The sequence below is a fragment of the Chitinophaga sp. 9-1-y genome (assembly GCF_059511905.2).
This window is the reverse complement of record NZ_CM197955.1, coordinates 7,126,024-7,142,038: the sequence shown is the minus strand read 5'-3', so window position 1 is coordinate 7,142,038 and position 16,015 is coordinate 7,126,024. Positions and strand designations below refer to the sequence as shown.

Below are 16,015 nucleotides of genomic sequence, written 5' to 3'. Positions count from 1 at the left end.
TTATGATACGCACTGTTAACTTACAGAAGCTGTTTACAACAGAAGAGGTGGAAACCACTGCTCTCAACGGTATTAACATGGAAGTGCAGGATGGTGAATTCGTGGCGATCATGGGTCCTTCCGGTTGCGGCAAATCTACTTTGCTAAACATTTTGGGGCTGCTTGATAATCCAAGCGATGGAGAGTATCACTTCTGGGATAAGGAAGTAGCGCGTATGAGTGAAAGACAAAGAGCGCAGCTTCGTAAAGGCTCTATCGGGTTTGTATTCCAGAGCTTTAACCTCATAGATGAGCTGACGGTTTTCGAAAACGTAGAATTGCCTTTACTGTACCTGAAAGTACCTGCTGCTGAAAGAAAAGTAAAGGTGGAAGAAGTGCTGGAACGCATGAATATTATGCATCGCCGGAATCACTTCCCGCAGCAGTTATCTGGTGGTCAGCAACAAAGGGTGGCTATTGCCCGTGCTGTAGTAGCTAAACCTAACCTGATACTGGCGGATGAGCCTACCGGTAACCTGGATTCCACCAATGGGGAAGAAGTAATGAAATTATTGCAGGAGCTTAACAATGCGGGTACTACCCTGATCATGGTAACCCACTCGCCCTATGATGCTGGTTTCGCCCACCGCATTATCAACCTGTTTGATGGACGGGTAGTAACTGAGAATATCAAGGAGCAATTCCATGTGTGATTTTTTTCCGCCATTCTAAAACCACATCATCATGCTTCGGAATTATTTCAAAATTGCTATCCGTCATCTGCAGCGGCATAAACTGATTACGGTCATTAATGTGGCCGGACTGGCAGTGGGTATGGCCTGCTGTATCCTGATTGTGCTGTATGTAAGTGATGAATTGAGTTTTGACAAATTCCACCGCGATACAGATAATATTTACCGGCTTACTACCATTACCCGGACGGCCGGAGGAGAAACAGAATATGGCGCCGGCACCCAGTTTGCCCTGGCCCCGAACCTGAAGAAGGAGATTAGCCACATTACTGACGCCGTACGTATCTGGGCGCCAGGTAAAACACTTTTTACTACAGGTGAAAAGAAAATATGGGAAGAAAATGTTGCTTTTGCAGATCAGTCCTTCTTTCAATTTTTCAGCTTCCCACTACTGGAAGGAAATCCGGCTTCCGTATTAAAAGACCCTTATTCTATTGTACTAACCGAAAGCGCTGCCAGGAAGTTTTTTGGCAGTGAATCAGCTATTGGTAAGCTGATAAAAGTAGGTAACGGTTTCAGCTGTACGGTAACAGGTATTGCAAAAGACCTCCCCGCTAATACAGATCTGCGTATGAGTATGGTCATGTCTTTTTCTACCATGATCCAACAATCCCTCAAAACAGATAATAAACTGGAAGAACAATGGTTCATGTTTGCCAACAATGTAACCTATGTACGACTGACGGATCATACTGATCCTGCTACGCTTACTAAAGAGTTACAGTCTTTTGTTACCACCCATATAGGGGGCATATTAAAGAAGCATAATATAACTTTCTCGCTGGAGTTGCAGCCTAACAGGAATGTGCATCTATACCCCCAGGGAGATAAGGGCGTTAATAATTCCGCTATGATCTGGATGTATATTGCCATTGCAGCCTTCCTGATCCTGATAGCCTGCATCAACTTTATGAATCTCACCACTGCACGGGCACATGAAAGAGCGAAAGAGGTAGGGTTACGTAAAGTGTTAGGTGCAGAAAGGAAAAGCCTGATTCTGCAGTTCCTGACAGAATCATTGGTGATTAGTATCCTATCATTTGTGTTGGCATTTGTATTGGCAATGGCGCTGATGCCTTCCTTTAATGCTATTACCGGGAAAGAGTTATCGCTGTTTGTGGCTAACAAATGGCCGTTATATGTGAGTGGCTTACTCCTGGTAGTAATCGTAGGATTGATTGCCGGCAGTTATCCTGCATTATACCTATCCGGATTGATACCTGTGCGGGTATTGAAGGGGAATTTTGTTACATCTGGTACCCGGGTGTTGGTGCGCCGTGGTTTGGTGGTAGCACAGTTTGCCGTGGCAGTAGCATTGATAATAGCCACTGTAGTGGTGTTTTCGCAATTACGCTATTGGCAGAAAAAGAACCTGGGTTTTGATAAAGAACACCTGGTAAATGTGTACTTGTCGGGCATAGACGGGAGCGCTAAAACAGCCTTGCTGAAAGCATCTTTCCAAAACCTGTCAGGTGTACAACGGGTTACCATGCACAATTTTTTAATGGGAAGTGGGGTATTCAATAACAACCCCATTGTACGCGAAGGCGGAGAGGATAAAGAGGGGTTTGTAGCCGGGATTATCCAATCGGACTTTGACCTGCTGAAAACGACGGGTATTAAGCTGGTGGCTGGCCGCGACTTTAACCCCGCGTTGTCAACAGATTCTTCCGATGCTTTCATTGTTAATCAAACGGCCGCCAGGCTATTAGGGTATAAAGACAATGCTGTAGGCAAACGTATTGAATGGCGCCCCGGATATATGAGCCGGCATGGTACCATTGTAGGTGTGATGGAGGATTTTAATCTCCAGTCATTACAACAACCCATAGCGCCGTTGATCTATATGGTGAAACAAGACGCGGCAGAGGTGCTGATGCTACGGTTGGCTGCCGGTGATCAAAAAGCCGTGCTAAAACGTGTAGAAGCAGCATGGAACAGCATCATACCCGATACGCCTTTTAATTATACGTTCGTAGAAAGCGATATCAGGGCTCAATACCTGGCTGAGCGCACACTTGGTAAGTTGTTCGGCGTTTTCTCCGGCCTGGCTATTTTTATTGCCTGCATTGGGTTGCTGGGCTTGTCTATGCTCATTTCCCGGCAGCGTACAAAAGAAATTGGCATCCGGAAAGTATTGGGCGCTTCTATCATCAGTATATCCTTATTGTTATCCAAAGACTTCCTCAAGCTGGTTTTGATTGGTATCTGCGTCGCCTCTCCGATAGCCTGGTATGGCATGGAAAAATGGTTGCAGCATTTTGCATTCAGGATACACATAGAATGGTGGGTGTTTGCACTCACCGCGGTGCTGGTAGTATTAATTGCGTTGTGTACCATCAGTCTGCAGTCTGTAAGATCGGCATTAATGAACCCGGTTAAGTCACTTAGATCTGAATAGACATGATTAAAAATTATTTTCGTATTGCCTGGAGGAATCTGCAAAGAAGCCGCTTCTTTGCTGCACTGAACATTGCCGGTCTTGCTTTCGGCATGGCAGTATGCTTGTTTATTCTATGCTGGGTGGCAGATGAATACAGCGTAGATAAATTTCATGCAAATGGTGCCAACATATACCGGTTGCATGTAAATGCCGACTGGGGCGGCTTGCGTACGTTGAGCGTTACGCCAGTAGTATTGGGAGACGAAGTGAAAAGAAGTTTTCCTGAAATAACCGCCAACGTACAGGTGCGCCCCCTGGAAAATAATATGTTGTTCAAAACTAACGGAAAAACATCCATTGAAAAGAAGGCAATTTATGTTTCGCCTAACTTCCTCGAAGAGATGGATTTTCCATTGGTAGCGGGCGACAAACGTACTGCGCTCACACAACTCAACTCCATTGTATTAACAGAAGCGTTGGCAAAAAAATATTACGGGGATAAAGATCCCATTGGGCAAATGGTGAAACTGGATGATGGAAACACTTTACAGGTAACAGGTGTAGTGAAGCAGTCACCGGCTAATTCATCCATTTCGTTTGATTTTATGATCCCCATTGCCGTGAGTATAAAGGAAGATCCATGGCTCCTGAAGCCCGGTAGTTATAGCGTGTTTAACTACATGGTGATCCGGCCCGGCACTGATATAAAACAGCTGACAGCCAAAATACAGCAGAATTATCAGCGGCTGAACCCTACCATGAAGAACGAATTATGGTTGCAACCTTTTGAAGACATCTACCTATATGAAAAATACGAGAATGGAAAAATTGCCGGAGGAAGGATAGAGTATGTACGTTTGTTTTTTATTACTGCGCTGATCGTATTGGCGATTGCTTGTATCAACTTCATGAATCTCTCTACTGCGCAGGCTTCCAGGCGTGCACGGGAGGTAGGCGTACGTAAGTCTTTAGGAGCCACCCGTTCTTCCCTGATGTTGCAGTTTACAGGCGAAGCGATGCTGATGGCCGCTATTGCAGCAGTTTTGGCCGGTGTTGTTGTTTGGTTACTAATGCCGCTATTCAATAATTTTACCGGTAAGCAGATTGTTTTCACCCTGCCGGTGATTGGTAAATACTTCCTTGGTTTGCTGCTGGTTACTTTAGTAACAGGCTTGCTGGCAGGCAGTTACCCTGCTTTTGTATTGTCCCGTTTTTTGCCGGCAAAGGTGCTGAAAGGAGATCTGAGTAGCAGTGGTGGCGCTTCCCTGTTGAGGAAAAACCTGGTAATCATACAATTTGTACTCTCTTTCGTGTTCATAGTTGGTAGCGTGGTGATCTATAGCCAGATGAAATATATCTATCACCGTAACCTTGGGGTAGACCGGGAAAATGTGATGTATATGCCACTGGATAAAGGAATGGTGTCTAACGAAACAGCAATAGAGCAGTCGTTGGCGCAATTACCCCAGGTTAAATCTTTCACCTACTCTAATTTCATTCCATTGTCCGTTAGCGGATCCAGCGCTGACCTTTCCTGGGACGGCAAGCCAGCTCAGATGGTACTCAATACCGCGCCCTTGACAATAGGATACGATTACACGAAAACATTGGGCATGACCATGAAAGCGGGACGCGAATTTTCACCCAACTTCGCCTCGGATTCAGGTGCTTATATTATCAATGAAACGGCAGCACGTATTATGGGTATGACCAACCCGATAGGAAAAGACATTGAATTTTGGAGAGGCAAAGGAAAAATAATTGGTGTGGTGAAGGATTTCCACTTTACTTCCCTGCGTGAAAATATCAACCCGGTAGTGATGATGCTGCAACGCCACGATAATAACTATATGCTGCTGCGCCTGGCAAAAGGAGATATTGCAGCAGAAGTGGCTGCCGTGGAAAAAGTGTTTAAGCAATTGAACCCCGAATACCCGTTAGAGTATCATTTCCTGGATGAAACTTTTGATAACATGTACAGATCGGAAACAATGCTCAAAAAGTTGGCAGAAGTATTCGCCATCGTAGCGGTACTAATTTCCTGCCTGGGCTTATTTGGGTTGTCTGTTTTCACTGCAGAACAGCGGAAAAAGGAAATTGGTATCCGGAAGATATTGGGCGCATCCGTACTAAACGTAACTACGCTGCTATCCAAAGAGTTTCTGCTATTGGTATTGGTGGGCATATTGGTGGCTACACCCCTGAGCTGGTACCTGATGCACAACTGGCTGGAAGGGTTTGCCTACCACGTGAATTTATCAGCAGGGATTTTTATAGTTGCAGGAACATTGGCGATGATCATTGCGCTCACCACTGTGAGTTTTCAGTCCATTAAAGCGGCATTGGCGAACCCGGTACAATCTTTAAAGTCAGAATAAATATTGCGTATATGTTTAAACGTTATATTATTATCACTCTCAGAAATCTGCACCGGCAAAGGTTATTTACCTTTATCAATATTGCCGGTCTGGCAGTAAGTATGGCAGTGTGCCTGATCGTGTTGATTTCTAACCGTAAAAATTTTACTTACGATAATTTTCATCCTGATATTGCGCATACCTGGAGAGCTACATTTAAGGTGCAAACACCGGATGGGCGGAAGTATCACGTGGCCAGTACACCAGTGCCGCTGGGAGAGATGCTGAAAAATAATTACAGCGCCATTAAACAGGCGGTAACTTTTTATGGGGCGCTATCTGATCAGGGAAAAATTAATAAGAAGAAGATAAATGTAAGAGGTGCCTTTACTACGCCCTCTTTTTTCGATGTTTTTGGATTTAAACTGGCAGCAGGAAATCCGAAAACGGCGTTAACAGACCCCAACAGCATTGTATTAACTGATGAAACGGCGAAGCGGTTTTTTGGTACCGTAGATCCTATGGGCAAAGTTATACAGTTTGACCGGTTGGGCAGTTTCGTGGTGAGTGGGGTGTTGGCGCCGGCTCCTTCAGAAACCCATATCGATTATGAGGCATTCGCTTCTATGTCGTCTGTGCCGGCGCTGGAGCAGAGCCATGCTTTACCGGATCGGATCCAGAACTGGGATCTGAACCTGGATTCCTATACTTATGTGGTGATGCGCCCTGGTGAAGGGAAAGCGGCGTTTGCTGCCGCCCTGGATGATATTGCTCATCGTTATGATGATTTGCCAAAGAAAGGGCAGGGGGTTATTAGTTTTGAACCTCAGGCCCTGAGTAAAATTACACCGTCGCAGCAGTTATATAATGACATCTCTGGTACACCACCCTGGACAAAAATGCTGGTGGAAGGAGGTGTAGCACTGGGCTTACTGATTTGTGCCTGCTTTAACTACACTAATTTATCCATTGTCCGTTCTATGCAGCGTGCCAAAGAGGTGGGCGTACGTAAAGTCAATGGGGCACAGCGCTGGCAGGTATTTATGCAGTTTATCACCGAGTCGGTGTTTATGTGCATGCTTTCATTGATCATGGCGATGATGCTATTGCTGCTGGCGAGATCAACGCACTTTAATGCCTTGCCCATACCAGATGTTAACCTGTTTGAGCCGAAGATACTGGCCATGTTCCTGCTGTTTAGCGTGATTACCGGCGTGGTGGCCGGTGCTATTCCTGCATGGGCATTGTCTTCTTTCCAGCCAGCAAAAGTATTAAAGAACCTCATTGATATAAAGCTGTTCGGCGGATTAGGTTTGCGGAAAACACTGATTGTGATTCAGTTTTCCCTGTCTCTGACTGCTATCATTTTCCTGGTAACCGTATACCGGCAGTTTAGCTACAAGGCAGTAAAAGACATGGGCTTTTACCGTAAAGATGTATTGAATGTTCCATTAGCGGATGTGGATTTTCAGTTGATGAAAGGACGTATGTTGTCATTGAATGGAGTATCAGCAGTATCCGCCAGCTCTGGCACTTTGGGCATGCCGCGTGATGCCAGCTTTTGTATGATCAAGCCAGGTGAAGGTAAGGATGCGATGGAGTTTGGGTATTATGCGGGAGATGCGGACTTCATCAAAGTCATGCATCTTAAATTACTGGCAGGTAGCACCTTTCCTGCCGCGGCTTCTACCCAGAAAGAGCAGTATGTGATCGTAAATGAAAAGGCCCTGAATGTAATGGGGATTAAAACACCCGCCGATGCCATCGGTAAAACCTTATGGCTGGCAGCAGATTCATCGGCAGTAAATATTGTCGGCGTAATACAGGACTTCAACTTTCAGCCCATAGAAGTAAACATTCGTCCAATGGCGATCCGTTATAAAACCAGTGAGTTCAGGCAACTGCAACTGGCTATGACAAATGGAAATAAAGACCAGCAAATCGCCTCGGTAAAAAAGATCTGGATGGAATTACATCCTGGTGAAATATTTTCCTCGGAATGGATGGATGAACAATTGTTGAGTCGTGCCGGAGGGGAGGTTATTTCCATGCTGGGATTTTTGGTGTTTATTTCTACCCTGATTGCAGCATTGGGCCTGTTGGGAGTAGTAGCTTATACCTCCTTTACCCGCAGAAAGGAAATCAGTATCCGGAAAGTATTAGGGGCCGCGCCGGCAGGGCTACTATACCTGTTGTCCAAAAACTATATCCGCCTGATTATGATAGCGAGCATTATTGCTTTGCCATTGGGCTACCTGGGCAGTATGTTCTTCCTGCAGATTTTTGCTTACCGGGTTAGTATAGGCATTATCCCGATGTTAGGTGCGGTGTTGTTTCTCCTGCTGCTGGCGATGGTAACTATTTTGTCGCAAACATGGAGAGCAATTGAAGTGAATCCGGTTGACAACCTGAGAAACGATTAACAATGTTATTATTTCAACATACTAAAAAATGAATAACAAGTGAACAGCAAATCAGAGTGTGTGTCTACACGCCCTGCTTCTTTTTTTCACTTTAACTATATATCGCTATGTTTAAAAGTTATTTAAAAATTGCCTGGAGAAATTTGCGGAAGCAGAAAGTGTTTGCAGTAGTGAATATTGTAGGCATGAGTACGGCGTTGTGCGCAGCGTTACTGCTATCGCTTACTGCCTACCGGGAATGGACGTACGATAATTTTCATGAAAATGGGAAGGATATTTACCAGTTACTGGGTAAAGAGAATATTGGAGCCAGTATTAAAACAGGTTCCAGCATGGCGTTGCCACTGGCGGATGCGATAAGAAAAGAAATACCCGGTGTAAAGTACAGCTCTTTCATTGCCGATGATCATTTACCGGTAAGATATGGCGCCAACCATTTCTACCTGGGCAGCCAGATGGTAGATAAAGATTACCTGCAAATGTTCACGTTCCCACTGCAGAAGGGAAATAAGCAACTAGTGTTGCAACAACTGAACCAGGTGGTGCTCACCAATAAAGCAGCTACCAGTTTGTTCAAAGACGAAGAACCGGTGGGTAAAACCATAGAAGTGAACCTGGGAGGCAAATGGCAGCCTTTTATAGTAAGTGGCGTTGCTGCTGATATTCCGGATAACTCCACCATCAGTTTTGAGCTGTTGATGCGGTTAGAAAATGTACCGGAATATGCAGGCACGAAGAATGAATGGAATGCATCTAATTTCCCCTTATTTGTACAATTGGAACCAGGCGTTAATCCAGCTTCTTTCGAAAAGAATATTGTTCCGTTATTAAAGAAATACTATAAAGGGAAAATCGAAGACCTGGAAAAAGCATCAGGACCGGCTGACAAAGGAAATGCTTTGTTCTGGCTGAAAGCATTGCCATTGAAAGATTTCCACCTTGACCCGGAAAGTCAGTATAACAGTGGTCTAAATAAATTTTATCCCTGGTTGATGCTCATTTTGGCGACGCTGATCACCAGTATTGCCTGCATTAATTTTATCAATCTGTCTATTGCCAGGTCTTTTGGTCGTAGTGGTGAAATAGGATTGAGAAAATCGCTGGGCGCGCAGGACAGGCAGTTGTTAATACAGTTTTGGGCCGAAGCATTTCTCTTATGCTGCTTTGCGCTTTTCCTCGCCGCTTTCCTCCTGGTATTGCTCTTGCCGTATTATAACCAGACCTTTGGGCATAATGTGGCGCTGAGCATACTGCGTAATGTAAAAGTAGTAGTGGTGGGAGTGTCTGTATTTTTTGTGATCACGCTGTTGGCGGGTGGTTATCCGGCATGGAAGGTAGCCCGGTTAAATATTGTACAGGTGTTGAAAGGAAAACTGAAATTGAGTAAAAGCAGTGGTGTACGCAACAGCCTGATCATCGTACAATTTATTGTAGCCGTTGTGTTGATCAGCTGCACCTTTATCATCTGGCAGCAACTTCGTTTCATACAAACCGCGCCGCTTGGCTATAATGCCACGCAGGTGATCAGCATACCATTGGATAATGCACCACCATCGGCCATCGCCGCCATGCGCAACCGGCTGTCCAACTTCCCGGAAGTAAAGCATGTAACAGGTAGTATGCTCAACCTGGGACTGGGGAAAGATGGTTCATCCGGTAACTGGACCCGCGGATTTAGCTACAAGGACGGACATATTACTACGCAGTGCCTGGTGGTGGATTATGACTATGCGTCTACCCTGGATCTGAAGCTGGTAGCAGGCCGCGATTTCTCCCGGGAATATGGTACAGATAGTTCCGCGGTGGTGATCAATGAAAGCATGGCCAAACAGCTGGCGGTGGCCGATCCTGTCGGAACAACATTTAAAATGGGTGATGATGGACCGGTACACGTTATTGGTGTGGTGAAAGATTATCATTATGAGTCGCTCCGCAGGAAAATTGATCCATTGGTGATGTTAATGAATGAGCCATCTGCCTTATATTATATATTCGTAAAAGTAGAGACCAGGAATCCCATTGCTACGCTCCAGCGTATTACCGCAGTGTGGAAAGGATTGAACCCGCTGGCGGAACATGATGCCTCTTTCCTGGATGAAAACACACAACGCCTCTATGTGCAGGAACGACGTTTCTCAAAAATATTTTTGACAGGGGCTATCCTCGCTGTCATTATTTCCGCAATGGGATTATTTGCTATTGCTGTATTAGTAACCGCGCACCGGGAGAAAGAAGTGGGAATTCGTAAAGTATTGGGCGCCTCTATTGGCGGATTGGTGATATTGTTATCGAAAGACTTTCTGCGCCTGGTACTGGTGGCCATTGTAGTAGCTACACCGGCGGCCTGGTATTTTATGCATCGATGGCTGCAGAATTTCGTGTTTCATGTGGAAATACATTGGTGGATATTTGTAGTAACAGGGCTGCTGGCAGTAGTTATTGCTTTTGCAACAGTAAGTTTACAATCCGTGAAAGCGGCATTGGTAAACCCGGTAAAAAGTTTAAAAAGAGACTAAAATATAGGTGGCGTAATTATTAAAAAACGACAATAAGCGACCTCGTAACGGGGACATGGCATTAACAACTGGATCAACGGAGGCCATTAGTTTTAATTATATTGCTATGCCGTTATGCAGTAATACCATAATTATCAAAAAAACAAATTAACTGATCATGATACAATTGCAGAAAATTTCAAGGCATTTCCCGGTTGGATTCGGAAAAAATTATATTCTGAAAGATATTGACCTCACTATTAATGAAGGAGAATTTGTATCCATCATGGGGCCTTCCGGTTCCGGGAAATCTACCTTACTGCACATTATGGGGCTGCTGGAAGAACCTTCTGAAGGGCAATACCTGTTTGAAGGAGAACGGGTAGATAAAATGAATGAAAAAAAACGTACCCAGTTACACCGGGGCTCTATTGGATTTGTGTTCCAGGCTTATCACCTGATTGACGAATTAACGGTGTACGAAAATATTGAAACCCCTTTACTGTATAAGAATATACCTGCTTCAGAAAGAAAAAGCCGGGTGGCAGATGTATTGGACCGTTTTAATATGGTGGCCAAAAAAGACCTCTTTCCCAACCAGTTATCGGGTGGGCAGCAGCAGCTGGTGGGTATTGCCCGTGCTATAGTGGCGGAACCACGCGTTATCCTCGCAGATGAGCCTACTGGTAATCTGCACTCTGATCAGGCGAAAGTTATCATGCAGCTGTTCAAACACCTCAACGAGCAGGATAAGATCACCATTATCCAGGTAACCCACTCAGATGTGAATGCCACCTATGGCAATCGCGTTATCCAGATCCGTGACGGTCAAATACAACCATAAGGGCAGCTCACTTTTAGAATTTGTAAAAAAAAGATTATGTTGTACACTCAATTAATGAGGTATACTGCCATACCTGTTAAATTTTTGCCTTTTATCAAGAAAGGTGAAAAACAATCATCACAATTACTATATTTTTGGTATGTTATGAGAATATCCCAATTAGCAGGAATACTCCTGATTTTATTGTTTGCTAACATATCATCCGCTGTAGCACAGGATACGTGGAGTTTGCAACGTTGTGTGGACTATGCTTTGCAAAATAACCTGACTGTTAAGCAGCAAGTGGTGCAGAAACGCCTCGCCGATCTCGTATTACAGCAAAGCCGGCTGCAAATGATTCCAGGCTTCAGCGGAAACGCTAGTGCAGGGTATTCTGATGGTAGGGCTCCTTCATTAGGTGATAACCAGTATGTAAATCAAAGCATATTTAATGCTAGTGGTGCGATCAATATGCAGGCAAACCTGTTTAGCTGGTTTTACCAGCAAAGGACCATCGCTGCTAATAAGCTCGATGCACAGTCCAACAGCTTCCTGTTAGAAAAGGCAAGAAATGACCTCGCTTTTAATGTAGCCACTGCTTTTCTGCAGACTTTACTCAATATCCAGACGGTAAATGTAAATGAGGAAAATGTAAGGCTCACCAACTCTAACCTGGATAATACCAAAAAACTGGTAATTGCAGGCTCTGTACCGGAAAGTAACCAGGCCGACCTGGAGGCACAACTGGCACAAGACAGTACCAATCTGGTAACAGCCCAGAATAATGTGATCCTTTCCATACTTCAGTTGAAAGCATATCTCAATCTCGGATTTGAAATTCCATTTAAACCGGAAGTGCCGGAAAATATCGGAACTCTGCCCCTGGCTCCTTTACAGGAAATGGCGCCAGAAATGGTATACAGCGCCGCTTTAACGAATTATCCATTGGTGAAGTCGGATGAGTTAAAAATAAAAAGCGCCACCAAAGCCTACCAGGCAGCGAAAGCACAACTATATCCCAACCTAAGTATTGGCGGAAACATCAATACTTACTATGCTAATAACTATATTGAAAATGGTAAACTATTATCATTCCATGATCAGATCAATAATACCTATAAGAAGTCTATAGGGTTGACCCTGAATGTACCAATTTTCAATGGCTGGCAACAACGTACTGCTGTAGCTAAGGCAAAGATAAATGTATATAGCCAGGAGCTGGTTCGGGATATCGATAACCAGAAACTGAAACAGGATATCTATACCGCACATGCCAACGCAGTGGCGGCATTGCAGAAATATAATTCATCATCAACCGGGGTAATGGCGGCTCAAAAGGCGTATGATTTTGCCACCAAACGTTTCAATCTCGGGTTAATGAATACCATTGATTACATCACAACCCAAAGTAAGTTATTCAAGGCGCAGGTAGACAAGGTATCAGCGCAATACGATTACATATTTAAAATGAAATTGCTGGAATTCTACAGAGATCAGAAAATATCGCTGTAGCGACGCCGGGAAACTAATTGCTTTATGAAGAAAAAGACACTTTATTGGCTCATAGGCATACTTTGTTCACTCGTTATTTTACTCCTCGTACTGAAAGCGTCCGGGGTTATTGGTAAGGAAGAAGGGATTAAAGTTGCTATAGATAAGGCTGCCAACAGAAACATCATTGAAGTGGTAACCGCCAGCGGGAAAATTTATCCCGAAATAGAAGTAAAAGTAAGTTCCGATGTATCCGGGGAAATCACCGACCTGCTCGTGCTGGAAGGCGACTCCGTGAAAAAAGGACAAATACTGGCACGGATATACGCTGATATCTATGGATCCATGGTAGACAAAGCCGCGGCCTCTGTAAGCCAGAGCCAGGCCCAGCTTGCCAATTCCGCCGCTGCACTCAACTCCTTCAAAGCCCGCCTGGAACAAAACAAGGCAGCCTATAACAGGAACAAGGAACTCCTCGGCCAGAAAGTGATCTCCAAATCAGAATTCGAAACAGCAGAAGCTACCTATCTCGCCTCACTGGCAGATTACAACGCCGCTGTACAACAAATTAACGGGAACAAATTTGCCGTTCAAAGCGCACAAGCCAACCTGAACGAAGCCAATAAAAATCTCGGTCGTACTACTATCTCCGCACCGATGGGGGGGATTATTTCCCTGCTGTCTGTAAAGAAAGGGGAGCGCGTGGTAGGTACCGCACAAATGACCGGTACTGAAATGCTCCGCATTGCCGACATGAATACCATGGAAGTACAGGTAGATGTAGGAGAAAACGACATTCCGAAAGTTAAATATGGCGACACGGCTATCATCGAAGTAGACGCCTATAATAACCGGCAGTTTAAAGGTACCGTAACACAGATTGCCAGCTCCAGCAAAGGCGCTGCCACAGCCACAGCTGTTACAGCTTCCTCTGCCGAACAAGTAACCAGCTATATTGTACATATCCGCATTCTGCCATCCAGCTACCAGGACCTGCTCGACAAGGGAGGTAAAAAAACCTTTCCATTCCGTCCGGGTATGAGCGCCAGTGTAGACATTCAAACACGTCACGTGAATGATATCCTGGCCATTCCTATTAACTCCGTGACAACCCGCGATGCTGATTCTACCAAACACGGAGATAAGAAGAAACCAGTACAGGACGATACTACCCCCAGCTCCTCTGCCAGTACAAAGCCTGATATGAATGAAGTAGTATTTGTTTTACAAAAAGATGGTACGGTTAAAATGGTATCTGTGAAAACAGGTGTACAAGATGATGCCTGGATCCAGGTTACTTCCGGTATTAACCCCGGTGACCAGGTGATCAGCGCACCATACACCGCGATATCCCGTTTACTGGATAATGGTAAAAAAGTAAAAGTAGTCCCTAAAGCAGATCTGTTCGAAGGACAAGCGAAATAAAGCAGTTAGGCATTAGCTTTTAGCTTTTAGCAAAAATGCAGCGGAGATAGCGGTATAGTTAAATGATAACTACGCTTATATCTCCGCTGCATTTTTGCTAAAAGCTAAAAGCTAATGGCTAACTGCTTTTTTAGTTACCTTGCGTAAAAAAATTGCACTGTGAGCACGAGCATTGGTATAATTGGGAGTGGTAGCTGGGCTACTGCCCTGGCGAAAATCCTGACAGACAACGGTCATCATATACACTGGTGGATCAGAAACGAGGACACCATTCGTCATATGCAGCAGCGTCATCATAATAAGCATTATCTCACCTCTGTATATTTTGATACCAGTTTGTTATCATTAAGCAGTGATGTAAGCACCGTGGTAGCTGCTTGTGATGAAATAGTGCTGGCAGTGCCTTCTGCCTTTCTGGAAGATGTATTACACCAGCTGCCTGCAGATGCACTAAATAATAAGAAGATTATTTCTGCAATTAAAGGGCTGGTTCCCAGCAATAATACCCTGATCGGAGAATACCTGCATACACAGTTTAATTTGTCGGCCAGTCAGTATTTTACCATTACAGGTCCCTGCCATGCGGAGGAAGTGGCCAATGAAAAGCTGTCTTATCTCACTTTTTCCGGTACACATGTGGCCACCACGCAGGCTATTGCCGATAAGTTTACCGGCAGTTACCTGCAAACTATTGTCAATACAGACGTAATCGGCGTACAGCTGGCGGCAGTACTGAAAAATATTTATGCCATGGGCGCCGGTATTGCCCATGGTCAGGAATACGGCGACAATTTCATCAGCGTATTTATCACCAATTGTTTCCGGGAAATGCAGACGTTCCTGGAGAAATATGAAGAGCAGAAAGCAGCAGTGGCAGGAACAGCGCCTATGGTACATAATTACAGTGCCAGTGCTTACCTGGGCGATTTGCTGGTTACCTGTTACTCTTTACATAGCCGTAACCGTACTTTCGGTAACATGATCGGAAAGGGCTATAGTGTAAAGGCAGCACAACTGGAACTGAATATGATTGCGGAGGGTTATTATGCCAGCAAGTGCATGCATGAAATGAACAGGAATATTGGCGCTTATATGCCGGTAGCACAGGCAGTATATGCTATTTTATGGCAACAGGTACATCCTTCAGAGGCTTTCCTCGCGCTGGAAAAAGGTTTCATATAAAGTGAATTCGCGCGAAATCTTTTAAATAGTAAATGGAATCGCCGGATGGCCACGCCAATGTCTTCTCCATTGATTCCATATTACTATTTAAAAGATTTTGCAGGAATGTAGATTTTAAAAATCATCATAATCCTCATAGTTATCCTCCCCAATCTTCATAATAGCCCGCACATTCGGAAAATATTGTTTTATCAGTGTAGCAATGCGGGTAAAAAGATAATCGCTTAAAACGGGTCCTTCGTAGTACTCAATCTCATTGGTTTCATCGGAGATGATATACTCTGTGATGTTTCGGTCAATAATGGCCTGAAATCTTCTCTGACGCGGTAGCTTCCGCAGGTTGATTTTGGTAGGTATTCCATCCACATTGAAAGTACATGCAATGTTACGCATAACAACGATTTTGGGTTTAAATGAGAAAACGGAATGGTTAGTTGTGTTTCACATGGTAAGCTTGGTGCCCTTGATGCAGCTAAAATAAGCTGAAATGGACAAGTGGGCAATATTGTAGCGTTTTTTTGAATAAATACTGTCGTTTGTACCTCTATTTGCTACAAATACCAGCGAAATACGATACAAGTATAAATTTTTATGTTTACATGGACCGTTAATAGAATGTAAATAGGGAAAATAAAAATCTGTTCCGGTGTTTGTGGATAGGGGAAAATAGGTGTGGAAAATATTCCACAGTTTTTGCCGGCCCAA

General features: G+C 44.4%; 10 protein-coding genes. 9 read left to right on the top strand and 1 reads right to left on the bottom strand.

Translation table 11 applies throughout. The features are described 5' to 3' along the window. Window positions 1-2: 2 nt before the first annotated feature. The 9 genes from AC5ZC7_RS28315 (at window position 3) to AC5ZC7_RS28275 (ending at window position 15,310) form a co-directional block, all read left to right on the top strand. Complete coding sequence (locus tag AC5ZC7_RS28315) at window positions 3-692, top strand: ABC transporter ATP-binding protein (RefSeq protein WP_209856524.1); 690 nt, start codon at window positions 3-5, stop codon at window positions 690-692. 31 nt (window positions 693-723) lie between these two features. Further along, window positions 724-3,132 carry an ABC transporter permease gene (locus AC5ZC7_RS28310; RefSeq protein ID WP_496160774.1) on the top strand — a complete coding sequence of 803 codons (2,409 nt, stop codon included), beginning with the start codon at window positions 724-726 and terminating at the stop codon, window positions 3,130-3,132. Between the two features lie 2 nt (window positions 3,133-3,134). Next, on the top strand, window positions 3,135-5,492 hold the full coding sequence (locus AC5ZC7_RS28305; protein ID WP_496160773.1) for an ABC transporter permease: 2,358 nt from the start codon (window positions 3,135-3,137) through the stop codon (window positions 5,490-5,492). An 11-nt stretch (window positions 5,493-5,503) separates the two neighbouring features. Then, window positions 5,504-7,894 carry an ABC transporter permease gene (locus AC5ZC7_RS28300; RefSeq protein ID WP_496160772.1) on the top strand — a complete coding sequence of 797 codons (2,391 nt, stop codon included), beginning with the start codon at window positions 5,504-5,506 and terminating at the stop codon, window positions 7,892-7,894. A gap of 107 nt (window positions 7,895-8,001) precedes the next feature. Further along, a complete protein-coding gene (locus AC5ZC7_RS28295; protein ID WP_496160771.1) occupies window positions 8,002-10,410 on the top strand; it encodes an ABC transporter permease in 2,409 nt (802 codons plus the stop codon). Window positions 10,411-10,567: 157 nt separating this feature from the next. Then, window positions 10,568-11,233, top strand: coding sequence for an ATP-binding cassette domain-containing protein (locus tag AC5ZC7_RS28290; RefSeq protein ID WP_496160770.1), 666 nt, complete (start codon window positions 10,568-10,570; stop codon window positions 11,231-11,233). A 144-nt stretch (window positions 11,234-11,377) separates the two neighbouring features. Further along, complete coding sequence (locus tag AC5ZC7_RS28285; protein ID WP_496160769.1) at window positions 11,378-12,724, top strand: TolC family protein; 1,347 nt, start codon at window positions 11,378-11,380, stop codon at window positions 12,722-12,724. Between the two features lie 24 nt (window positions 12,725-12,748). Then, window positions 12,749-14,128, top strand: a complete 1,380-nt coding sequence (locus AC5ZC7_RS28280) for an efflux RND transporter periplasmic adaptor subunit (RefSeq protein WP_496160768.1) — start codon at window positions 12,749-12,751, stop codon at window positions 14,126-14,128. Window positions 14,129-14,287: 159 nt separating this feature from the next. Then, window positions 14,288-15,310, top strand: coding sequence for an NAD(P)H-dependent glycerol-3-phosphate dehydrogenase (locus AC5ZC7_RS28275; RefSeq protein WP_496160767.1), 1,023 nt, complete (start codon window positions 14,288-14,290; stop codon window positions 15,308-15,310). A gap of 114 nt (window positions 15,311-15,424) precedes the next feature. Here AC5ZC7_RS28275 and AC5ZC7_RS28270 read toward each other — a convergent pair whose 3' ends face one another. Further along, a complete protein-coding gene (locus AC5ZC7_RS28270) occupies window positions 15,425-15,703 on the bottom strand; it encodes a hypothetical protein (protein WP_496160766.1) in 279 nt (92 codons plus the stop codon). Window positions 15,704-16,015 lie beyond the last annotated feature (312 nt).

Bases quoted from the DNA above. Each gene is read 5' to 3' on its own strand.
- AC5ZC7_RS28295 (WP_496160771.1), top strand. From the start codon at position 8,002: ATGTTTAAAAGTTATTTAAAAATTGCCTGGAGAAATTTGCGGAAGCAG.
- AC5ZC7_RS28300 (WP_496160772.1), top strand. From the start codon at position 5,504: ATGTTTAAACGTTATATTATTATCACTCTCAGAAATCTGCACCGGCAA.
- AC5ZC7_RS28315 (WP_209856524.1), top strand. From the start codon at position 3: ATGATACGCACTGTTAACTTACAGAAGCTGTTTACAACAGAAGAGGTG.
- AC5ZC7_RS28270 (WP_496160766.1), bottom strand. From the start codon at position 15,703: ATGCGTAACATTGCATGTACTTTCAATGTGGATGGAATACCTACCAAA.
- AC5ZC7_RS28285 (WP_496160769.1), top strand. From the start codon at position 11,378: ATGAGAATATCCCAATTAGCAGGAATACTCCTGATTTTATTGTTTGCT.
- AC5ZC7_RS28310 (WP_496160774.1), top strand. From the start codon at position 724: ATGCTTCGGAATTATTTCAAAATTGCTATCCGTCATCTGCAGCGGCAT.
- AC5ZC7_RS28305 (WP_496160773.1), top strand. From the start codon at position 3,135: ATGATTAAAAATTATTTTCGTATTGCCTGGAGGAATCTGCAAAGAAGC.
- AC5ZC7_RS28280 (WP_496160768.1), top strand. From the start codon at position 12,749: ATGAAGAAAAAGACACTTTATTGGCTCATAGGCATACTTTGTTCACTC.
- AC5ZC7_RS28290 (WP_496160770.1), top strand. From the start codon at position 10,568: ATGATACAATTGCAGAAAATTTCAAGGCATTTCCCGGTTGGATTCGGA.